Source organism: Trichocoleus sp. FACHB-46 (assembly GCF_014695385.1).
Classification (GTDB): Bacteria; Cyanobacteriota; Cyanobacteriia; order FACHB-46; family FACHB-46; genus Trichocoleus.
This window is the reverse complement of sequence record NZ_JACJOD010000031.1, coordinates 200,239-222,378: the sequence shown is the minus strand read 5'-3', so window position 1 is coordinate 222,378 and position 22,140 is coordinate 200,239. Positions and strand designations below refer to the sequence as shown.

Annotated in this window: 21 protein-coding genes; 8 read left to right on the top strand and 13 right to left on the bottom strand. The window is 50.2% G+C overall.

Features of this window, described 5'->3' with window-relative positions:
- Positions 1 to 41 precede the first annotated feature (41 nt).
- Positions 42 to 971 (bottom strand): TIGR04168 family protein, encoded by a 930-nt coding sequence (locus tag H6F72_RS19095; protein WP_190439215.1) that lies wholly within the window; start codon positions 969 to 971, stop codon positions 42 to 44.
- A gap of 598 nt (positions 972 to 1,569) precedes the next feature.
- Positions 1,570 to 2,634, bottom strand: a complete 1,065-nt coding sequence (locus tag H6F72_RS19090) for a hypothetical protein (protein ID WP_190439212.1) — start codon at positions 2,632 to 2,634, stop codon at positions 1,570 to 1,572.
- Between the two features lie 321 nt (positions 2,635 to 2,955).
- Between H6F72_RS19090 and nadA the strand changes: the two genes are divergently transcribed.
- Entirely contained in the window at positions 2,956 to 3,927 is a 972-nt protein-coding gene (gene nadA / locus H6F72_RS19085) for a quinolinate synthase NadA (RefSeq protein WP_190439209.1), read from the top strand.
- 197 nt (positions 3,928 to 4,124) lie between these two features.
- On the opposite strand, the gene H6F72_RS19080 is transcribed toward nadA, so the two are convergent.
- The 3 genes from H6F72_RS19080 to H6F72_RS19070 form a co-directional block, all read right to left on the bottom strand.
- A complete protein-coding gene (locus H6F72_RS19080; RefSeq protein ID WP_190439207.1) occupies positions 4,125 to 4,604 on the bottom strand; it encodes a TerB family tellurite resistance protein in 480 nt (159 codons plus the stop codon).
- Positions 4,605 to 4,728: 124 nt separating this feature from the next.
- On the bottom strand, positions 4,729 to 6,516 hold the full coding sequence (locus H6F72_RS19075) for a M61 family metallopeptidase (protein WP_190439204.1): 1,788 nt from the start codon (positions 6,514 to 6,516) through the stop codon (positions 4,729 to 4,731).
- Between the two features lie 117 nt (positions 6,517 to 6,633).
- Positions 6,634 to 7,317: a Crp/Fnr family transcriptional regulator gene (locus tag H6F72_RS19070; RefSeq protein WP_190439202.1), complete on the bottom strand. Its 684-nt coding sequence runs from the start codon at positions 7,315 to 7,317 to the stop codon at positions 6,634 to 6,636.
- Positions 7,318 to 7,395: 78 nt separating this feature from the next.
- On the opposite strand from H6F72_RS19070, the gene H6F72_RS19065 reads away from it, so the two are divergent.
- On the top strand, positions 7,396 to 7,581 hold the full coding sequence (locus H6F72_RS19065; RefSeq protein ID WP_190439199.1) for a hypothetical protein: 186 nt from the start codon (positions 7,396 to 7,398) through the stop codon (positions 7,579 to 7,581).
- 228 nt (positions 7,582 to 7,809) lie between these two features.
- Here H6F72_RS19065 and H6F72_RS19060 read toward each other — a convergent pair whose 3' ends face one another.
- Positions 7,810 to 8,391: a thioredoxin family protein gene (locus H6F72_RS19060; RefSeq protein WP_190439196.1), complete on the bottom strand. Its 582-nt coding sequence runs from the start codon at positions 8,389 to 8,391 to the stop codon at positions 7,810 to 7,812.
- 146 nt (positions 8,392 to 8,537) lie between these two features.
- Here H6F72_RS19060 and H6F72_RS19055 point away from each other — a divergent pair, with 146 nt between their 5' ends.
- Positions 8,538 to 9,272, top strand: a complete 735-nt coding sequence (locus tag H6F72_RS19055) for a 2-phosphosulfolactate phosphatase family protein (protein WP_190439193.1) — start codon at positions 8,538 to 8,540, stop codon at positions 9,270 to 9,272.
- Between the two features lie 218 nt (positions 9,273 to 9,490).
- Positions 9,491 to 9,715, top strand: coding sequence for a hypothetical protein (locus H6F72_RS19050; RefSeq protein WP_190439189.1), 225 nt, complete (start codon positions 9,491 to 9,493; stop codon positions 9,713 to 9,715).
- Positions 9,716 to 9,752: 37 nt separating this feature from the next.
- Here H6F72_RS19050 and H6F72_RS19045 read toward each other — a convergent pair whose 3' ends face one another.
- Positions 9,753 to 10,517, bottom strand: coding sequence for a hypothetical protein (locus tag H6F72_RS19045; protein ID WP_190439184.1), 765 nt, complete (start codon positions 10,515 to 10,517; stop codon positions 9,753 to 9,755).
- Between the two features lie 59 nt (positions 10,518 to 10,576).
- Positions 10,577 to 11,836: a lipid-A-disaccharide synthase-related protein gene (locus H6F72_RS19040; protein WP_190439180.1), complete on the bottom strand. Its 1,260-nt coding sequence runs from the start codon at positions 11,834 to 11,836 to the stop codon at positions 10,577 to 10,579.
- Between the two features lie 45 nt (positions 11,837 to 11,881).
- Here H6F72_RS19040 and H6F72_RS19035 point away from each other — a divergent pair, with 45 nt between their 5' ends.
- From H6F72_RS19035 to H6F72_RS19025, 3 genes are all read left to right on the top strand, one after another.
- Positions 11,882 to 12,076 (top strand): hypothetical protein, encoded by a 195-nt coding sequence (locus tag H6F72_RS19035; protein WP_190439179.1) that lies wholly within the window; start codon positions 11,882 to 11,884, stop codon positions 12,074 to 12,076.
- Positions 12,077 to 12,096: 20 nt separating this feature from the next.
- Entirely contained in the window at positions 12,097 to 13,956 is a 1,860-nt protein-coding gene (gene recQ / locus H6F72_RS19030; protein ID WP_348252031.1) for a DNA helicase RecQ, read from the top strand.
- A 98-nt stretch (positions 13,957 to 14,054) separates the two neighbouring features.
- Positions 14,055 to 14,591 (top strand): DUF2243 domain-containing protein, encoded by a 537-nt coding sequence (locus H6F72_RS19025; protein WP_190439177.1) that lies wholly within the window; start codon positions 14,055 to 14,057, stop codon positions 14,589 to 14,591.
- Between the two features lie 13 nt (positions 14,592 to 14,604).
- Here the strand turns inward: H6F72_RS19025 and H6F72_RS19020 are convergent, their stop codons facing one another.
- The 3 genes from H6F72_RS19020 to H6F72_RS19010 form a co-directional block, all read right to left on the bottom strand.
- The gene (locus tag H6F72_RS19020; RefSeq protein WP_190439174.1) at positions 14,605 to 15,201 is read right to left on the bottom strand and encodes a DUF3177 family protein; all 597 of its coding nucleotides are present in this window, start codon (positions 15,199 to 15,201) and stop codon (positions 14,605 to 14,607) included.
- Positions 15,202 to 15,320: 119 nt separating this feature from the next.
- Positions 15,321 to 15,614 carry a hypothetical protein gene (locus tag H6F72_RS19015; protein ID WP_190439173.1) on the bottom strand — a complete coding sequence of 98 codons (294 nt, stop codon included), beginning with the start codon at positions 15,612 to 15,614 and terminating at the stop codon, positions 15,321 to 15,323.
- A gap of 191 nt (positions 15,615 to 15,805) precedes the next feature.
- A complete protein-coding gene (locus H6F72_RS19010; protein WP_190439171.1) occupies positions 15,806 to 17,719 on the bottom strand; it encodes an OPT family oligopeptide transporter in 1,914 nt (637 codons plus the stop codon).
- Positions 17,720 to 17,938: 219 nt separating this feature from the next.
- Between H6F72_RS19010 and H6F72_RS19005 the strand changes: the two genes are divergently transcribed.
- Entirely contained in the window at positions 17,939 to 18,775 is an 837-nt protein-coding gene (locus tag H6F72_RS19005; RefSeq protein ID WP_242017020.1) for a mechanosensitive ion channel family protein, read from the top strand.
- 178 nt (positions 18,776 to 18,953) lie between these two features.
- On the opposite strand, the gene H6F72_RS19000 is transcribed toward H6F72_RS19005, so the two are convergent.
- Together H6F72_RS19000 and H6F72_RS18995 are read right to left on the bottom strand one after the other, a co-directional pair.
- Positions 18,954 to 20,390, bottom strand: a complete 1,437-nt coding sequence (locus tag H6F72_RS19000; protein ID WP_190439170.1) for a TIGR04222 domain-containing membrane protein — start codon at positions 20,388 to 20,390, stop codon at positions 18,954 to 18,956.
- Positions 20,391 to 20,575: 185 nt separating this feature from the next.
- Positions 20,576 to 21,850 carry a glycosyltransferase family 1 protein gene (locus H6F72_RS18995; RefSeq protein WP_190439168.1) on the bottom strand — a complete coding sequence of 425 codons (1,275 nt, stop codon included), beginning with the start codon at positions 21,848 to 21,850 and terminating at the stop codon, positions 20,576 to 20,578.
- Positions 21,851 to 22,140: the final 290 nt, after the last annotated feature.

Genomic DNA, 22,140 nt, shown 5'->3' with positions numbered 1-22,140 from the left:
GCTGCAAACTGTTAGGTTTTTGTTGCAATCCGGTATTTTTCCTACACTGCTTCGGCTACGGCATTGGTTTTGCGGTACATCAATTGCTCTGAAACCACCTCAAAGTCTTGATTCACCCAAACCAAAGACGCTTGCTCTACCACTCCCGCTTGCAGAGAAACCAAAGAGAAATTGCGTAAGCGAGCGCCCTCTACCTGCTTAATCCGAGGCACATTGGCGGCGTTGAGGTAAATGGTGCCTTTAACGTCTTCATAGACAGACGTTCTTAAGCGCTCTTTGGTGTGGCGGAGATTATGGTGCATGTGCCCAAAGGTAACCAAGGGGACTGCTTTACCAAGGAGATGAGTTTGAGCGATCGCAGCAGCAAAGTCAGGATCACCATAATCTCCCCCAATCGGCATCCAATCTCGGCCACAAGGGTCTTCTGGGCGATCGCCGAGTCCTGTGGGGCCGCAGTGACCTAAGAAAATCACGGTTTCGTAAGCTGCACTATGGACTGCTTCTAAAATTTTGGCAGTTGATTCTTGGAAATCGTTCACGCCATAGCGATCGCGATAAAACTGTTCGTTTTTCCAGGAGGAACCACCCCAGCTAAACGGACGACTACCCACAACGGTTAAGTTAAAGGCAGGAAAGTCGAGCTTGCTGTAGCCCACATGGGTTTCACCGAGCAAGTCTAGCTGGTCTTGCACCCAGTCTTCTTTGGTGCGATCGTAGGGACACTTTTTTCTACCCCAGTCGGAGGCGCTATACCAAGCGTCGTGGTTACCCATGATTGCGGCTTTGGGTAAGTCTACAGCAGCGATCGCGCGTACCACTTCCACGGATTCGTTGCCAAAGTCGCCCACAAAGAGCGCTAAATCCACGCCTAAGTGTTTCAAGGCTTGCCCATCTTCGGCTTCCCAAGCATCGTGGACATCACCAATCACTGCAATTTTGATGGTTTGGTTGCGATCGCTCTGACTGCTCATGCCTATTCCTTTTCGTCGCTAGGGGTTGACTAAAACAACCCTTTTCCAGGATAGGCAAGCATTGGGCGTTTTAACAGGACTTTAGGACAGAGTTGGGAAATCGGAACTCTCACTTGAAGATATTTCTCCGACCGTTTCTCTTCTAGCATTGCAGCCACTTCTGCATCTGTTGGTGCTGGCTGGTCTGTTTTTAGTAAACCTCGCATTTGCCTAATCGCACTGGAGCACTCAGATAAAGGACTAGGAGAACTTTGCAAAGATTCAATGATGGCACTTATCACCAATGCAGGGCAATCCCTCACGGACAGTTTGAAAGCCTGCTGTTTAACTCACCTCTTGAGCTAATGCTTCTAATTTACCCTCTGCAACATCACTCTCTGGCTGTTCATCCTAATGCTGACAATCTAGGTCAAAATAGGTCAAAAAAACATGATCTCAGTCTCTCAAGATCATTAAAAAGTGAGAGAATTGCAGATTTAAGTTACTTAAGTTTTAAGATTTCTGACTTTCACTTATCTGCTTTGAGAAAATTGTAGCTTTGCTAGATAACACGCTAATAACTTACGTTCTCACACACCAAATGAGCAGCTTTTCACATTCACTTATCGATACTTTGGCAAAATTGACTATACTCGACTGCTAATGATTGATATTCCCGAAAATACACATTGAGATTTGTGAGAGCCTGTATGGTATAAGCAGCATCTATTGCGTTTGATGATTGAGAAGCCTGTGCTAACGTTCTGGATGATTGACTTATTTCTCGGAATAAAGTAGTAAACTGTCTTTGGTATTCTATTAGCTTCTCATCGCTTAAGCTTAGTGATTGTATTGAGCCAATGGATTGATCTAAAGTGTCAGCCAATTGATTTCCCTGAGCGGGCTGGCCTGCTTCTTTCTCTGTATTAAGGCTATTAAGATCGGATTCCATTCTTTTGATAGCAGTATAAAGCTCTCTACACTCATTAACCTGATTGGATGCTGAAGCCGATACTAGTGCTGATGATAAAGCACTGGATGGCGAAGAACTTGTATATGCTGGCATTGAAGGAGAGGGAGACAAAGAGCCTGGAGGCGTTTTCTCGGAAGGAGGCGTGGTTAATCCTGGTATTTCAATCTTTTCGGTTTTAATCAAGTAGAAAATGATGCCAGCCAAAGCTAATGTAAGAAGCCCAAATAATACGGCAAGCTTAGTTTGTTTATAGTTGTGAGTCGTCTCATAATGTGTTCCTTCATTAATGGAGGCACGTCCAAGACTAAGTACTTTATGTTTGGAAACTCTTGCTCCTTCCGTTGCAACTTGAGTATCCCCATTAGAGTTACGTCTACTATAGTCATTTTTCGTTTCAATTTGAGAACCTGCTATGTTGGTTGAGGAGTTTGCTTGCTGAATCAAGAGTTCTGCTTGTCGACGAACGTCTTTATCTTGATGAATACCTGACTCTTTCAACTTTTGGGCAAGGACCTCTTTTGATAACGACTCAGAGTCTTCTTCGTATGCCTTCAGAATAGTCTTTGCATCAGGCTTACCAACCCATTTCTCCTGAATACGTGATTTTAGCCAATCATAAAGATGCCGCGTCTCATTACTAGCAACATCTTTGACAACATCTTGAGCACCAATAGCTAATGCTTGTAGAACGAGAGAAATCGCTGGCTCCATCAACTGTAACTCCTCTTAAAGTCAGTTAATTGCTCTAGCAGACGGCACGTTAGCAAACTTCTTCAAGTATGTTGGACGTGGCTTAACTGCGACATTACCCTGGTGGGTGAAGTATGTATCCTGATATCCTCATCAAAACCTTTTATCTTTGAACAGAAGTATTATTTGTTAGTGGGGAACTTTCTTGATGTTTTATAGAAGTTGCTCTCAGTATTGCTGAAATTTAGCCACAATCCTGTGCTTTTTGGTGAAAAACACTATAATTGAAGTACAATAGGAAGGATACTTCACACTTCTTTGCACTCTAGGCGGCTTGCAACTGTGTTTACCACTGCCCTTCCTCAGCAACGCTCCAACCCATCCACCGCTTTTCCCCAAGACTTGTTCGCAGCGATTCAAGCGCTGAAGCAAGAACTGAACGCGATTATTCTGGCTCACTACTACCAAGACCCAGACATCCAGGATGTCGCCGACTACTTAGGGGATTCACTGGGCCTCTCGCAACAAGCCGCCCAAACTGATGCCGATGTGATTGTGTTTGCGGGCGTTCACTTCATGGCGGAAACTGCCAAAATTCTCAACCCTAACAAGTTGGTGTTGCTGCCCGACTTAGATGCGGGTTGCTCCTTGGCAGACAGTTGTCCACCCCAAGCTTTTGCCGAGTTCAAAGCAGCTCACCCGAATCATTTGGTGGTGTCTTACATTAACTGCACTGCTGAGATTAAGGCGATGAGCGACATCATCTGCACTAGCTCCAATGCGGTCAAGATTGTGCGCCAAATCCCGGAAGACCAACCGATCATTTTTGCACCCGATCGCAACTTAGGTCGTTATGTGATGGAGCAAACCGGGCGAGATTTGGTGTTGTGGCAAGGGAGCTGCATGGTACACGAAACTTTTTCTGAGAAGAAGATTGTGCAGTTGCAGATGGCGCATCCCGACGCGGAAGTGATTGCTCACCCAGAATGTGAACCTGCGGTGCTGCGTCGTGCTCAATACATTGGCTCGACGACGGCGTTGCTGAAGTACGCAGAGCAAAGCGATCGCCAAGCTTTTATTGTGGCGACGGAACCGGGGATTATTCACCAAATGGAGAAGCAAGCCCCTCACAAGCGGTTTATTCCTGCACCGCCCATGAATAATTGTGCCTGCAATGAATGCCCTCACATGCGGTTGAATACGCTGGAGAAGTTGTATTTGGCGATGAAGCAGCGATCGCCGGAGATTACGTTACCGGAAGATGTGCGGGTAAGAGCACTGCGTCCGATTCAGCGGATGCTGGAGATGAGTTAAACGTCTTTCTTTAGTTAAATATCTTTGAGAAATCCGCGCCTTGGGGGCACTCGCTCCCCAATCCCCGCTGAGGGACGGTTGCGTCCCCCAGACCCTCTCTAAACGAACGTGACGGTAGTGTTTCGAGGCTTGGGGTCTTACCTCTTAACTTCTGGCTCCCCTTCCCTCTAGGGAAGGGAGCTGGGGGGTTAGGTTCTTTACCCATTAATAAAGTGCTGAATTTGCACGACTAACAGCTCGACAATGCCATCTTGGGTTTCGAGGCTGGTTTGGGCTTCGGCTTCAACTCGCTGGACGGCGTCGGGTGACAGGTTTAGTAGGCTTTTTAGGCGTTCGTAGGCTTTGGCTTCTTCTTCGTTGATTTCCGGTTCGTTGGGGGTGCGAGCGCTGGAGCGGATGACTTCGTAACCTAGGCGTAGCACTAATTCGCGTTCTTCCTGCCGATCGAGTTTTGGGATGATCTCTTCTAGGGGAATGTTTTGAAGTAGATAGTCTCGCAATTCCTGTTGCAATCTCTGCTGCTGTTTAGGGTCGTTGGCAAACAGGCGGCTGAATTGGTCGAGCATGAGGTCAATTTCTTCGGTAGCCAGGTGGCCGTCAGACCAAGCCATTGAAGCCACAGCTCGCAACAGATTCATCTGGCGAGGGGTAATGGATGGGGGCGGTTGAGTCGGCATAGTTTCCCTCCCATCGGGAAGCGTCAAGAAGTGGACAAACATCAAATGCTTGCCCTCACGCTAACATACAACTCCTGAGACGCTGAAGGAGTTGATGTGCTTCTTAATGAGTTCTGGGATTGAGCTAGGCGATCGCTTTGAGTGGAACTCCTAACCAACTCGCAAAGTTTTGTTCTTGAGTGGCTGAGGGGTTTTCAACTGCGACAATCTGGTAACGGGTAGGGCGGGGTGCCGCTAAGGTAACGGTGCTGCTGCGTAGCTCGTCTTGATGGAAGTGGGTAATCTCGACGCTTTGTCCGGGTTGATAGTCTTTAAGGCGATCGCTCAGTTGATCGGTGCTAATCCGGAAGCCGTTGATCGCCAATAATTCGTCTCCAGCATCAATCCCTGCTTGTTGAGCAGGTGAACCTGTCTCGACAAACTTGATCAGTTCGCGGCTATTTTCAGTTTTGACGGTTAACCCTACGAATGGCGGTTGATCGTCGTTGTCGCCCTCAGCTTGTAGGCGCAGGCCAAAGGGTTCTAGGAAGGTATCAAAGGGGAGTTCTTCGGTGCCGTCGATGTAGCGGGTGAAGAAGTCAGATAAATCGGTGTCGGCGACGGTTTCTAAGGTAGCTTTTAGCTGCTCTGGTGTGAAACCAATTTCGTCTTTGCCAAACTGTTGCCACATTTGTCGCAGCACGTCGTCGAGCGATCGCTGGTTACCATGCCGTTGCCGAATCAGCAGATCCAGCAAGAATGACACCATTTCGCCTTTGAGGTAATAGGAGATTTGCGAGTTGGCACTGTTGGCATCGGGGCGATACAGCTTGATCCAGGCATCAAAGCTGGATTCACTAGCAGGCTGTACTTGCCGACCAGGTGTGGTTTGCAGGCGGGTAATTTCTTTGCTTAAGTTGCCCAGCAGGGTCTTGGCGTCGTAGATGCCTGCACGGAAGGGAATGTTAAGGTCGTAGTAGCTGGTGGTACCTTCGCTAAACCAGAGCGAGGTGGTGTAGTTTTCCTGCTCGTAGTCAAATACTTCTAGCGCCTTGGGCCGAATCCGCTTGACGTTCCACAAATGGAAGAATTCGTGCGCTACCAACTGCATGAACCGCTGATACTTCTCTTTCGCGCGGAAGCCAAAGCGAGGATAGTTGAGCGAACAAGCGTTTTTGTGCTCTAATCCGCCGTTGCCTTGAGGGGACAAATGCAGCAAAAACAGGTAGGAGTCGTAAGGTAAGCCACCAAATAGCTTAGCTTCTACGTCGATAATCTTTTGTGTGTCCTGAATAATCCGCTCAGGGTCTGTGTTGCCTTGGCCCCAAATCGCGAGTTGATGAGGCTTACCCTGGGCTTCAAATTCGTACAGGGTATGGGTGCCAATTTCAAACGGGCTATCAACTAAGGTGTCAAAATCAGCGGCGTAGAAGGTATTGGCTTGGCCTGGGACGCTTGGAAGTGGCGTGGTGACTTGCCAGTTGGGATAGGGAGTGGCGATCGCAACTTGAATTGGCTGTTGCTCAAACCCAGGGACGTAAAAGAACAGCGCCGCACCATTAAAGTAGCCGTGGGTACTGTCTAGATGGTTTGTGCGGACAGATAGCTCGTTGGCAAAGACGCGATAGCGAACGGTGATTTCAGATTGTCCTAGGGTGTCTACTTGCCAATGGTTTTTGCTGACTTTGCGCCAAGGTAAAGCGTTTTGACCTGCTGCGTTAAAGTTTTGCAGATGTTTAGCATACTCACGCACCAAGTAAGAACCCGGAGTCCAGACGGGTAGCTTCAGGTCCAAAACTGCTGAGGTCCATCCTTGTACTTGCAAGGTGACTTCAAACAAGTGGGTTTGAGGGTTGGGCATTGCTACCTGGTAGCGAATCTCCAGGTTGGTGCGGGGTGGGTTGCTAGGGCGCGTCTGCGTCGCTTCAGTCATAGTGGATAGTTAAGCAGCAAGAAGTGTCAGCAAGGGTTTGAGCTAGCAGCTCTAGCGAGCCTAAGGCATTACTCAACCCATCCCTTCAGGGTAGGTCATTCTGCAAAATTTGGCGGTTTAGGCTTTGCCAGCTAGATGGGCCAGTTGTTTCTGATGCACCAAATGAACCACTTGGTTCGCTGAGTCAATTTTGATCCACCCTTTGTCATTGAGTTTTTCCATAATCTTGGCGGTTTCTTCTACCCCAATGTCAGCTACGTCGGCCAAGTCTTGGAATGGGATATTGAAGATTTCGGTGCCTTTGTTGGAGGCTTGACCGTAATTTTCGCCTAGAGAAACAAGGGTATTAGCGAGTTTGACGGCAGGAGGCTGATGCCGCATTTGAAACCGGATGTTGGTTTGCCGCAGCCGTCGGACCATCAGTTGCAGCATGCGATGGTGAAGCTGGGAGTCTTTGAATAAGGTTTGGATAAATCGCTGGGCCGAGATGCTCATTAGCTGAACGGCTGAGAGAGCGATGACATCGGTGGAGCGGGGAGATTCGTCCAAGATGGCCATTTCACCGAAGAAGTCCCCTTGACCCAAAATTGCCAAGGTCAACACATCTTCTCCAGCGTGACGACGCACTTTCACCCAACCGGAAACCACAAAGTAAACCGCGTTACCCCAAGCGTCTTCCATTAAAACCGCACGGCCCGCTGGGTAGTCGTGTTCTGTGGCAATGGACATGAGCCATTCCAAGGTTTCGGGGTTGGCGGCGTTAAAGAGAGGAAAAAGCTCGTTAAAAGCTTCAGTCTGCATGAAGGATCTTTAGGATAGGACGTAGGATTAGCAGCAATTCAAAACTAGAAAACCGAGGCTCTAGAGGGAGCAGTGAAGATGCTGTTCCTCTCTACGATGATAGGGCGGGTGGATGTAGCTAAAGCGGGAATTTACGGATTCTTAGAAGTGAGTTTCGGTAATATTAGCGATCGCTGGGCAGCAGATTTAGGGGACAAAGTCTTATTTTTGCGCTGTCTAACCTGTTCCTTCTATGTTACAGCTTGCGGTTGGGGTCTTGAGTGAGAGTCTAATGCTAAGGTTCATGAAGCACCCTGAGGAATAATTTTTCATAGGAATATTTGATGGTTTGGTGGACGATGGAGGGGCTGTTGGGGTTTCCCTGCGTGAAAGATCAATGGGTTTGATGAGATTCCTTTGACTAAATCCAAGCCCTTGGGGTCACGCGCCCCCAAACCCCCGCTGAGGGACGGTTGCGTTCCCCAGACCCCCTCCAAAAGTGGCTTTTTGACTTTAACCGTAATAAGCGGGTTCGTTACCTGGTTTCCATTTGATGTTGCAGCCGATGCTGGGTGTTTGGTCGGGGTTGATGGGTTGGTTGGCTAGGGCAGCGTCGATCGCGGCTCTTAGGTCTTGGCCTGTGACGGGTTTGTTGTTTCCGGGGCGGCTGTCGTCGAGTTGACCACGATAGATCAGCTGGTGATTGGCGTCAAACAAGAAGAAGTCGGGGGTGCAGGCGGCGGTGTAGGCTTTGGCTGTGGCTTGGGTTTCGTCGTAGCACAGGGGAAAGGTGAACCCAAGGGTTTGGGCCATGGTTTTGAGGGAGTCGGGGCCGTCGTCGGGGTATTTCTCGGCGTCGTTGGCGCTGATGGCGATGATGCTGAGGTTTTGGGTAGCGTAGTCTTGGCCGAGTTGGGCGAGTTGATCTTGAATGTGCTTGACAAAGGGGCAGTGCTGACAAATGAACATGATGAGTAGGGCTTGTTTGTCAGCAAAGGTGGATAAGGAAATGGTTTGACCAGACACGACATCGGGCAACTGAAAATCTGGGGCTTGGGTGCCTAGTGCCAGCATGGTAGAAGCGGTGCGGGCCATGTGATCAACTCCTTACAATTCATCTCGAACACCCTTGGCATCTTAACGCCTTCGCTTGGGAAGTTGAGCCAATGGCTTGTAATGTGCTCTAGAGAAACGGTAAAAATTAGAAGCCACGTCGTCTTTGTTTTGTAGCCCGATTGATCATGAAGCTATTTGTTTATCACACGCCTGAGTTGGTTCCGTCTGACGCAATTCCCGATTGCGCGATCGCGATTGATGTCTTGCGAGCCACCAGCACAATGGCGACGGCCTTGGCGGAGGGTGCGGAGGCGGTGCAAGTTTTTAGTGACTTGTCAGAGTTGCTGCAAGTGAGTGAGCAATGGCCTGCTGAGCAGCGAATTCGTGCTGGGGAGCGGGGCGGTGCAACGGTGGAAGGGTTCGATATGGGTAACTCTCCGTTGGACTGCACTGCTGCTCGCGTTCAGGGGCGACGGTTGTTCATCAGCACGACTAATGGCACTCGGTGTCTGCAAAAGGTGCAGAAGGCGAAGACGGTATTGGCGGGGGCGCTGATCAATCGTCGCGCAGTGGCTAATTATCTACTAGCGCAACAACCAAAAACGGTCTGGATTGCGGGTTCTGGTTGGGAAGGTAGTTATTCGTTGGAAGATACGGTCTGTGCTGGGGCGATCGCGCATACGGTCTGGACGGAAAGTGGAGCCAAGCTGGATGAGTTGGCGGGCAATGATGAAATGGTTGCGGCGATCGCGCTTTATACGCAATGGCAAGACCGCTTACTAGAACTACTGCACCACGCTAGCCACGGTCAACGTCTCCTCCGTCTCAATTGCCATGAAGATCTGAAGTACTGCGCTACAACGGACATTTTGGATGTATTGCCAATTCAGCGAGAGATTGGAGTCTTGGTTAGCAAGTAACTGCATCTGCTGCTAGCTCTAGGGCTGGCTCAATCTAGCCACTGCCTGCCAATCGAATTTATCGGCTTTGGGCAGTGGTTGAGGATCAAAAGGTGAGCAACCAAACATCCATCATTCAGCGCAGAGAAGTCAGTTGCTTTGCTGATGAGTTGCACCCATGAGTCATTAGATGATGACAATTGGAAACCAATACTGGTTACGTGACGGTTCGAACCACCATGAATAATGTTTCTGATTTGGTTGTATCTAGAGGCTGTCTCTTAAAAACAGAAACCATTAATGATCAAGAGTTTTACTGGCTAGAGAGTCCGCATTTTACCAGCAAGCTCTACAGCAATCTAGAGGAACTAACCGCTTTAGTCCAAACGCTACCCATTACCTTCAGCTCTGCTCAGCACTATTGGGATGATAGCTTCCGCTGTAGATTTCGCTTCAAGAGCTAGTTGTAATACTTTAGACTCAATCCGCAAGGTTTTGTTGTTAATTGAGCTGAAGAAACTTTCGTAACTGATCCGCGATTGCTTGCTTAGAGTGTCTCCCGGAGCTGTAGTACGAAGTAAGAGGGAGGAGGCGATCGCCGACGGTAAACATCAAGCTGACTCGGTAGGTGCTGCCATCACTATCCCGCGATTCTTCAACTCGCACAGCTTCAATCTCGTGGATTCGGCGCTCAGAAACTTTAGTCCCAAACAAGCCATGACGTTTGAGGATCAGGCTATCTGAGCTTCGGTCAAATTCACAGACGACGATTTCACCCATGCCAATGGCGACAGCAAGCCCCGCGATGACAAAAACGCTGCCGAACATAAACATGAACCAGCGGTCGTCCTGTTGAAGCGTTAAGGATGAGGCTTGAGGACTGCTGAGAAAAGTACTGATTTGGGTGGCAATTTCTTGCTTGCCATTTTCTCCAGAGCTGTAGTAGTCGGTGAAAGGAACCTCGCCTTGGTTGGTTACCAGCACGACTCGAAAGGTATCCCCATCGCTACTGCTACTCCGTTCCACTTTGGCGCTCTGCAAGCTATCAAGGGCCGTCTCTTGAGCAGCCAAGCCCAGTAGTCCTGCGGCTTTGAGCTGACAATTACTCTGTACGGGTGCAGTACGGTTGCAGTTGAGCGTGACGACCTTGCCAAAAGTTGCGATCGCCGCTAAACCAGCCCCGGCAAATATGAGACCAAATAGCCATAACCAGATGGGGCGGTGCAACAGAGTTAATTGATTCGGGGTTTCTTTGACAACTTTCATGGCTACTTAGAAGCCTGGCTTTAATCAGCGTGCCCAGGTTACTCCTAAGGAATTCAACGTCAGACATGAAGTTTCCCGAACTGCTGGATGAGCTGAGTCGCAATACGCTGAGCAGCCCCAGGAGCACCCATGCGATGCTGGCCGTTATCTGCAATGATTTGCAGGCGATCGGGGTTACTGAGTAAAGCTTCGATCGCTTTTGGCACTTGTGCAGGTTGCTGGACTAGCGTGATGGAACAGCCCAACAAGCGAGTTTGAGCTTCGGCAAAGGCAGGGGTAAATTGCGGCCCTTGTCCGGGTAGCGTGATTGCGGGTTTCCCCAAACCCACAAATTGCTCGGTGGCGGTACCTGCCATCGCGATCGCCAAATCTGCTAAGTGTAAGCAGTCATTAAAGGCTTGTTGGGTAAGGACTAACGTGGCTTTGCGTTGGGTGAAACGTAGCGCAGTTGGGTCAGAGCTAAAAATATGATTGGTGATGCTGAGTCGCCAAGCTTGAGCTTCTAAGGGTTCGCGCAGCTTATCCAAATCTAAGCCAGGGGCGATCGCGCCTAGAAATAGCAGGGGGCGATTGGGAAAGGTTTCGAGTATTCTGGCGATCGCTTGGATGATTTGGTGCCAGTTGGCGTAGGCTTCGGGGGGCCGAGAACCGGGCAACAGGGCAATGGTCAGGGGTGGGTTTTCTTGGCTTTTGGTAGCGATCGCGGCGGCACTAGGCTCCAAGCTGTCCATCATCGGGTTGCCGAGGTCGAAAGCAGGAATTGACCAACGCTTTAGCCCAGCAGTAGTTAGGTTGTCTCTCGGGAAAACCGCTCGGCATTTAGGGCGGCTCATCAGCCAACGTTCCCAAGGCAAATAAACCGAGCCTGACCAAGCTTCCATTTTCTCAAACCAGGAATTCCGGGGCAGTGGGCCTACTTCATCGCGCAGATAATATTCTGACTTGGCCGTGCCCACAAAAGCGTAGGGAGCACCACTCAGCCAAGCGAATAACAGCGGCACAATGTCACCCACCGCTAGAATGACTCCTCCTTCTTTCGCCCAAGTTTTCACGATTTTGATCTGCGCTAGCGTCAGTTGCAGCAAGCCGCCTTTGACGTCCCGTACCAATTGGCGACCATCCATATAGACAAAGCCACCGGAAGGCATGGGTTTGACGGGACCAACGATCGCAATATTGTGGTTGATGTAGGCTTGACCTTTGCCGACGAGAGGTAGAGCGGGAATTTCTGGTGCTTGCGGCTGTTGCTGCAAGGCTTGCAAGATCCGCACCGCGATCGCATCTTCTCCGTGACCGTTACTTAGGCAAAGTATCTTCATCTGGTTCAATTAGCAGGCGTAGCAGATTGTAGCAGGCGATTCTCTATGAAGAGGCAGGCCAAGACTCACAACTCTTCTAGACTATCTCAGGGGCTGGCAACTACCGCCAATTGGCTGCAAGACGACCACCGAGATTTTGGTAAGCTAAAGAGTCTCTGGAGCCGCACTCACCCGCGATCGCCCCTTCAAGTTCTCACCAAGTTCTCTCCTCTGCACCTGCGATCGCCATCAGCGGGGTAGCGAGGCAATGGGTAGCCAAGATGGAATCAATGTCAGCGAACCTCCTAGCCACACCAACTCAATTCTCCTCACTAGAACAAGCGCTGAAACATTTCTTCGGCTATGAAACGTTTCGTCCGGGCCAGCGTGAGATTGTGGAGTCTGCCTTAGAAAACCGGGATGCTTTGATTGTGATGCCCACAGGCGGCGGCAAATCCCTCTGCTTTCAATTGCCCGCCCTGCTCAAACCCGGTTTAACGGTGGTGGTGTCGCCGCTGATCGCCTTGATGCAAGACCAGGTGCAGGCATTGCAAGACAACGGCATTGGGGCCACGTTCCTCAACAGTAGCTTGCATCCGATGGAGGCGCGATCGCGGGAGGTGGCGATTTTAGATGGCGAGATCAAACTGCTTTATCTGGCTCCAGAGCGCTTGTTGAATGAGCGGTGCTTGCCGTTTTTAGATTACGTGCGATCGCGCTTGGGCATCGCTGGGTTTGCCATCGACGAGGCTCACTGTGTTTCCGATTGGGGCCACGACTTTCGACCTGAATATCGGCAGTTGCAGCGATTGCGGCAGCGCTATCCAGATGTATCCATCATGGCTCTGACCGCCACAGCTACAGAGCGGGTGCGGCAAGACATTATCGAACAGTTGTGGCTGCAGGAGCCTTATATTCACACCGCCAGCTTCAATCGGCCCAATCTTTACTACGAAGTACGGCCCAAACCCAGCCCAAAGCAAGCTTACAAGGAGTTGCTACATCAGGTTCAACAAACCGATGGTTCAGGAATTATTTACTGTCTCAGTCGTCGCAAAGTCGAAGAATTGGCCAGCAAGTTGCAGCAAGACGGGGTAGAGGCGTTGCCTTATCATGCGGGGTTGAGCGACGAAGCTCGTGCTACGAATCAAACTCGGTTTATTCGAGATGATGTGCGGGTAATGGTGGCCACGATCGCCTTTGGCATGGGCATTAACAAGCCAGATGTGCGGTTTGTGATTCACTACGACTTGCCGCGTAGCATCGAGAGTTACTACCAGGAATCGGGCCGTGCTGGGCGAGATGGGGAACCTGCTCACTGCACGCTGTTTTTTGGCCTAGGTGACATCAAAACTGTTGAGTATTTGATTGATCAAAAAAACGATGCGCAAGACCAGTTAATTGCTCGGCAACAGCTACGGCAGGTCGTGGGGTATGCCGAAGGCACTGTCTGTCGCCGCACGATTCAACTCAGCTATTTTGGCGAAGGTTTTCCGGGGGACTGTGGTAATTGTGATCATTGCCTGTACCCACAACCGATTGAAGACTGGACGATTGAAGCACAAAAGTTTCTCTCTTGCATTGCTCGCTGCCAAGAGCGTTTTGGCATGAACCACATTATTGATGTGTTGCGCGGCTCGAAAAATCAAAAGGTTTTACAAAATAATCACGACAAACTCTCCACCTACGGCATTGGCAAAGACAAGACCGCTGATGCATGGCGAATTTTGGGGCGGGCGTTGCTGCACCAAGGCTTAGTTGAAGAAACCAGCGACGGCTACTCGGTACTCAAACTCAATGCCCAAAGCTGGGAGATCTTGAAGAAGCAGCGATCGCTCTTGATTGCTGTACCTCCCACTCCTACCTATGCTGAAGAAACTGATACCGATGGCTTCAGAGCTGATGTAGAAGTCCTGTTTCAACGGTTGCGATCGCTGCGGAAACGATTGGCCGATCAGCAAGCTGTTCCACCCTATGTGGTTTTCAGCGATTCCAGCTTGAAACTAATGGCCCAACAGCAGCCGCAAACCTTGACCGAGTTCGCCCAAATCTCCGGAGTCGGTAGCCGCAAGCTAGAGCAATATGGCGAAAAGTTTACGGCTGAAATCCGGGCTTATCGGCAAGAACAAGGCCGAGTTTAGCAGGCCAAGTTTAGCAATAATCTCTCTTGATGCTGATTAACAAGCAAATTTCCTGAGGCTAGTCTGATGGCGATCAGCATAAGTCTAGAGTGATATTCATGACAGCCAATCCTCCCCAAACTCCCTTGGATAGCCCAAACCAATTGGATAGGGCAAGCCAGAAGGGCGATCGCAAATCAGTTGTTGCCGCTGGAGTTTTGTTCGGCTTGGGATTTAGTGGATTTTTTGATGGCGTGGTTCTGCACCAAATCTTGCAGTGGCATCATATGCTCACCAGTGCAGGCTATGCCGATACCACCGTGGCGGGCCTGAAGCTGAATACCCTAGCCGACGGACTGTTTCATGTCGTCACTTACGCTTTTACCCTCAGTGGGTTAGTGGTGTTGTGGCGAGCTTTGGAGCGGGGCAATTTGGCCTGGTCGTCAAAAGTATTTGGGGGAGCTTTGCTCATTGGAGCGGGGACATTTGATGTGGTAGAGGGCATCATCGATCACCACATTCTAGGTATCCACCACGTCAAATCAGGTCCTAATGAACTGGCTTGGGATTTGGGGTTTCTAGCGTTGGGAGCGACTTTAGCCATTCTGGGTTGGCTGCTGCTACGCGCGGGTCAGCAACAACCAACTTACAAATAAAGCAACGCTAGCTTTACTGCTGAGTGGCAGAGCGGCCTTGCTTGGACAGCTTCACCAAGACGAAATAGCTAAGGCAAGCTACGTAGACGAGTAGACCTACCACTCCCAGAAAGCCAAGAAAGCGGACGCTGGTGTTGGCATGAAAATACTGCTTGAACAACAGCGGTGGATCAAACCAAACTCGACAAAATCTTGTATTTAAGGCTGTCTGAGAAATCGCACATTGCAGGAAAGGCAAGCTGGCTAAAGCTCCTAAAGCGCTATAGACCGTCATAGCCCAACGCCAAGAATTGAACGCTAGCTTCAAGGGAGTCCGCGATTGATCGTTTATCTCTTCGTTGAGGTCAACCCAAAACCACAGTGCAATGGGAATGAGTACCCGCGCCATGAGCCCTGAGATAAAACTGAGGGGCACTGCTGCAATCATCAAGTAGACCGTGACGGCTAGCAAGCTCGAAACCCGCCAGTAAATGGTTAACAGATGCTGAATGGTTTCATTTTTTTGCACGAAAGCCCAAATCAGCAGAATTAAAGGAAAGAGGACAGCAAACAGAAGGGCCAGTCGGTAGTCTGTCCAAACTAGCGGTTCAAACCAGAGTTGATCTTGCATAACTCATCTACGGCGGAATTCACACGGAAAGCAATGACCTCCGTAGAGGCCAAGATTTGCCCCTCTTATCTTAAGACCCTCTGGCAGTCTTCAACAGGCGCATGAACCGAATGCAACAACTACGTAATAAAGTCAGAAGAAGTTACAACTTTAGAAACCAGCACTTGAGGAGCGATCGCAGCTCTAGAGTTAGGGCTGTTGTAGTTGGGAGTCTGAGACGAATCAAATACTTGCAATACCTTCAACAACACAGCCACCCCTAGCCCAACGATGAGAACCCAAGAAATATCATTGCCACGCTCTGCTTCAGAGAGGTCGCGACTAAAGTTACAAGACAGGCATTGGAACACGTCGTTACCGCGTTGCACGAGTCCTTTCTTGCCGCAATTGGGACATTCTGTGATTTGTGCCATAAGTGCCTCCCTGAAACCAGGGCGGTTCTCCTAAAACAGGTTAAAAAATGGTTTGGTCTGTAAAATCAGCGGTCCGTAAAGTCAGGATTTATTAAAATTGCACCTATCCCCATTGCAACAAAATCAACAGCAAGTCCCCTGAGCCTTGCGAGGGAATTCAGGTAGTTCGGACGACGTATCCTGCGCTGCTGTTACTTCCGTCGTCGTGGAGAGCGGGAGATAACCCAAAGGAGACTGGCGCTCAGGAGAGTAAAGGCGATCGCAGCTCCTTGCCATTTCGTTGGACTTGAAGGTTCTGCCTGAGCGAATGGTAGGTTGAAGAAAGCGATCGCGGCTCCAACGACACCCAGCAAAGCCGCTCCCGCAATCAGTCCTGATGCGTACAAAACCCCTGCTTCTCGGCGGCGCTCTAAGCTCCGAGGCGGAGACCAAGCTTCTACCGCCAGTCGAATTAAACCACCCACCATAATCGGAACTGAAAGGTGAATTGGTAGATACAGCCCCACCGCAAACGCGAGCGTGGGCAAGCGCATCATTTCCACACAAGCGGCTAAAGCTGCACCAACTAACACCAAGCCCCACGGTAAGTTGCCACCCAAAACGCCATCGATCACAAGTCGAATCAAGTTGGCTTGGGGTGCTTTGAAGGCTCCAGAGACAATATCAGCCCGGAACAGCTCCAATACTGCACTCATCACCAATCCAGTGGTAGCGACCCCAACAATTTCGCCAATTTGTTGATTCCGGGGGCTGGCTCCGATCAAAAACCCAGTTTTCAAATCTTGAGAAGTATCCCCCGCATTAGCCGCCGCAATACAAACTAAAGCGCCGATGGTGAGCACAGCGACTTTAGCTTCTTGGAGACTATAGGCTGAGCCAAACAACAGCGCACAAATCAGCACTGTCACAATCGTCATTCCCGAAATTGGGTTAGAAGAACTGCCGATGATGCCAACAATCCGCGAGGAGACCGTGACGAAAAAGAAGGAAAACACGACTACCGCTAAACCTGCTAATAGTCCTAGCGGGCCCGCTCCTCCGGTTCGCAACGGTAAAAACGCCACGAGCAAGCCAATCACAATTAAGCTGGCTGCCACTAGGGACAAGGGCAGATCACGATCTGTCCGCTCAGCTTGCTGAGTACTGCGTTGCTTGAGAGCGATCGCGGTTAATCGCACCGATTCCCATAGCGTCGGGGCAGATTTGACTAAGCTAAACAAGCCGCCAAAGGCCACCGCCCCTGCGCCGATATAGCGAATGTAGCGGCTCCAAATGCTGAAGCTATCCATATCGGCAATGCGAGCCACGGTTTCCGGTGGAATGGGTGTCGGTACGCCACTACCAAACAAGTAGATCAAGGGCATGATTACCAGCCAACCGATCGCCCCTCCTGCCAAAATCACCGCCGCGATCGCAGGGCCGATGATGTAACCCACCCCTAGCAATTCTGGCGTGACACTCGCCCCAATCGAAGTCCGAAAGCCCGCTTGGGCGATCGCCACATCCGGTTCCGCAGGCCAGAGCCGCCCGAACCGCTCTAGAGCCGAGTACAAGGCACCGACACCTAGACCACTGAATAACAGCTTGGCTTGTGGCCCTCCCGCCTGCGATGCCACTAAAATTTCGGCGCAAGCAGTTCCTTCGGGGTAGGTGAGTCGTCCATGTTCCTGCACGATCAGAAATCGCCGCAGCGGGATCATAAACAGCACGCCCAGCAGCCCGCCCGAAAGCGACAGCGGAAAAATCGGCCAGAAACCTGGTGTTTCGCCCCAAAGATACAACACGGGCAAGGTGAAAATTACCCCAGCCGCTAAAGATTCTCCGGTTGAGCCAATGGTTTGAACCATATTGGTTTCGAGCAAACTGCCTTGCCGCAACGCCCGAAACACTGCTACCCCGATCACCGCCGCTGGAATTGAAGCCGAAACCGTCAGCCCTACCTTCAATCCCAGATAAGCATTCGCCGCACCAAAAAGAATCCCTACCGCCACCCCCACCAGTAACGACTTGGGTGTCAACTCAGGCATCTCGGATTCATTGGGCACCACAGGTGTATAACGTTCCTCTGGAGGCAACGCCTGGTAAGCCTCCCGTGGTAGTACCATCTTCGGCTGCGTCTTGCTTGGCATAGAAACTAATTTTTGTGTTTAGTGAATCGCTAAATTCCGTTTTGCGAAATAGATTATTCAAAATTCTTGACGAATCGCGGTGTCGGAAGTGACGAACTGAGTCTAGAAGCGATCGCCTGATCCCATCACTTCCTACCCATGTGACCGCATCTAGTTAGACCCCTAAAACGCTAAACTTTGGAGCGTTAGATCCGCATGACATTCTCGACATTGCCTATGACCGTTTTGCTAGCTGCCGTCACGCCGCAGGTTGCCCAAAACCTGATTGAATTGGCTTTTGACATCGTACCGAGAGTCTTTGGGGCCATTGGCATTTTGGTCCTGACTCGTTTGGCGATCGGTTTGGTGGGACGGGTGATGCGTCGGACCCTCAACCGCACCGAACCCACCATTCGCAAATTTTTGGTGCAAGCCTCCGAAATTATCACGTTAGTCGTAGGCATCAGCGCTGCTTTAACCGCTCTAGCAATTCCCACCGCCACCCTAGTCACTGTGGTGGGTGCCGCAGGTTTGGCGATCGGCTTAGCGCTGCAAAACACCTTGTCCCACTTCGCGGCAGGCATCATGCTCATCACCTTCCGTCCCTTTGAAGTCGGCGACTATGTAGAAGGCGCAGGCGTATTCGGCGTCGTGGATAGTATCGGCCTGTTCTACACCACCCTGGTCACACGCGACAACGTCAAAATTACCGTTCCCAACAGCAACCTATTCAGCGGCACCCTGAAAAACATGACCACCTTGGGCACCCGCCGGGTCGATCTAGAAATTGACATCGGCGATCGCTCCATCGACTCCACCATCACCATGCTGCTGGCCCTAGTCCTCCCCCATCCCCTCGTCCTCAACGACCCCAAACCCACCTGCCACGTCCACTCCGTCTCCCCCACCACCACCGTCTTGTACCTACGACCCTGGTGCGCCGCCGAAGCTTACGAACAAGTGCGATCGGAAATCCAACAAATGGTGAAAGAAACCCTACAACAACCCGATCCCGACATAGCCTCAGACCCAGAATCCGAAATCATCGACTAATAAAACAGACCAGTAGCCATAACAACCAAACCAAGCCCACAACCTCCTGACAATTCGAGGCGACATATTCACCATGCGCTCTGGAGGGGGTTTGGGGGACGCAGCCGTCCCTCAATCGAGGGGTTGGGGGAGAATCCCCCAAGGCTGTTTCCAGAGAGTTGAAGTCTACACCCTTTTCTTAACCGCCACAGCCTCCACAACCACCTCCACAACCACTACTACCGCAACCACTGCTACCGCAACCACCCCCACCATCAAAACCACTGCTACGAGAACTGATTGAATGCCCCAGAGCAAAGCGTAAATCCGCGAAAGATTTGCCTGACAAAGATGCAGTTCCAAAGAGAGCAAATGCCAACCCTACTGGACTATGCTCCACTGTGCCATTCAAAACTGCTTGCTTCAAACTGGCCTTCTCCTGCAATAAGTTCTGCAAAATTTTCTGACCATAGCGACTCAACCTCATCGGAATCAGGCAGCGAATTGCTGCAAAGCCTGTGAAAAGGCAAAGAATCATCAAAAATCCTACGGGCCTATGACGCTCAAGACCAACACTAACTTTGCTAATCCCTAATAGGAGCAAAGCAACAACTAACAAAGCTGGAACCCATTGGCCTAGAAATGCTCGCCAATAAGGCAATAACAATCCTTTCTCTCGCAAGCGATCGCTAATGGCTTCAGCAACATCGGTTACGGCTCCCCTAATGTGGTGTACGCTTCCGTTTACCTTAACTGCTGTTTCAACTGCCCGTTCTAGAGGATGACTCCCACTAGGCAAAGGCTGAGTGATGGATACTGCTTGCATCCGAGATTTGGGTTGTAAGTATTGCTGCTGTGCTAAGCGAACAATGGCAGTATCGATAGCTTGCTGTCGTCCTCCTGCTAAAAATGCAGTTTCGTACAAGTCGAGATCACTAGATGCAACGACACCTTGACTGGGATAGCGCAGCAGCCAGCGTAATAAACTAGCCAGCCCTATCACTGGCACTGCCAACAGCACATAGAATTCTAAAAACTCTGGCCCTCTGAAATTAAGCGGATTCTCCAGTTCCAACGCCATCAGTGGTGTGCAACCGACAACCGCCAGGGCCAGAAGCAATGCCGGAAGTGCGATCGCGGGCTTAGGCAGTCGTAGTTTAGGCAAAACCCAATACTGCTGTGGATCAACTCTAATAAACTCTGCATCTTGAGCAAAGCGAAGATGGGCTGGAGGCCAAATATCTACAGGTGGCTGTTCACCAAACCAATCTGCATAACTCTTCAGCGTTTGGTTGTACCAGTCATCAAACTTTGCTTGCTCTGCCCTACCACCCCTAGTCGGTTCATGGTGTAGTGGGGTGCCTAAAACCTTGGGACAAAATTCTTCCCAGTAAGAGCGAGTGTAGGCCAAGTGGAGATGCCAAGCTTGGTCTACCTGTTGTGAAGGGCTGACTGGATGCCCTGCCACCACTGCCAGAAATGCCAACTTTTTGTATTCCTGAATGACTCGGTGGGTATAGTCCAGAATCCAATCATTCTCACGAGCTAAGCGTTTGCTAAAAGAGAGTGAGTCATGGGGGTTGTCAAGTGAAAAGGCTTGAATCCGCTGATACAGCTCTGCTTGTTGCAAGTTCATCACAATTAACTGAACCTAAATCTAGGTTGATGGAAACCAGACCCAGCCTAACAACGCTTCGAGTTCAGTGTCTTCAGTAGCAATTTTGGCAAGTAGCTCGTACAGAGAGTCAATAAAAAACCTGACAACTGCACCAAAGCACAGCCATCAGGTTTGAGTGACTTATCACCTCAAGAATTTGCGGGTTATGCTCCTACCTTTTGCAACTCCTTCTCAGCAGCAGGTTGGCTCATCAGCTTCTGGTACAGCTCACTTAACTGTGAGGCTACACCTTCCCAACTGAAGTAAGTTTCTACCCGATGTCTCGCCGCAACCCCTAGCTGATTGCGCCAAGTTGCATCACTCAAGATCCGATCGATCGCCTCAGCAAAGGCAGCATCATCTTGAGCAGGTGCCAGTAGGCCCGTCTCTTCCGGGACTACCGTAAACTGCAAACCACCCACATCACTCGCAACCACAGGCGTACCGCTGGCCATTGCCTCAATCGCTACCAGACCGAACGGTTCGTAATGGCTAGGCACCACACACACATCCGCCGCAGCGTAGAAGGCGGGTAACGTGTCGTCACCCAGACGACCAGGGAAAATAGTCATGTCGCTCAGACCTAGCTCCTTGACAATCCCCTCAATGCGATCGCGCTCCATGCCATCGCTTTGTCCCGGACGACTACCGCCACCAATCACCAACTTCAGGTTCGCTTGATCGCGAAACTTCGAGCGACCTACCGCCCGTACTAAGGTTTCAATGCCTTTGCGAGGGTCAAATCGTCCCACATAAAACACCACCTTATCTTCAGGATTAAGGCCCAGCTTTTCCCGTGCTTCTAATTGTGAGAACGAGCCAAACCGCTGAATATCAGTACCACAAGGAATAATGTCAATTTTGCCGCGAGTGGAAACCAGCGATCGCATGTGCTCTCGCTCTTGAGGGCTAGTTGCCACAATACGCTCAGCCGTTTCCAAACAAGTTTTCTCCGTTGCCAGACGAGTGCTAGCAATCAGAGGAATTGTAGAAATTGACTTGTACTTCACCGCTCCTAGGGAGTGGTATGTATGCACTTGTTGAATTTTTTTGCGTTTTTTTAGCTCCATTCCCACCCAGGAAGACATCCAGTAGTTGGTGTGAACAACCGGATACTCAATCCCAGACTCTGCCTGAAAATCAAGAAACTTTTGCAAAAATTCTGGCAGAAACTCGAAGATCTCATCCCGAGGTACAAAATCCTCAGGGCCTGCAACTAAACGAATGGTGCGGCAGTTAGGAGCATGCTCCACAATAGCGGGTTGGTCGGCGCTGCTCTGGCGGGTAAACATATCTACCTGCCACCCTTGGCGGGCTAGTGCTTCACCCACTTGCCGTACGTAAACGTTTTGTCCCCCAGCCTCTTCTTTGCCAATCTCGATTGCAGGGTCGCCGTGGACGGAAATCAGGGCGACATGCTGATTTTTCAGAGAAAACATGGCTTTAAGCTTATACCTAAAGTTAATAAAAAACTGAGCGAAATGGCTCTCAAAAATTGCTTTTGCTCTTACGATTCAAATACTAGGATTAGCGGCTGCTGAAGGCATCAGTCAGAGGATATATCTTGCTAAATCCAGGCTTTTGATAGCAAATAGAATCGAAAGACTAACTGAGGATATTCCTATAAAAACAGCTCCGGAGAACCACGTTTTGTCTTGTGCATGGAACCTCTCCCGTTCGCTAAACTTCAATGAACTTCTTGCTTGAAAACCTGATGTAGCCTATAAAA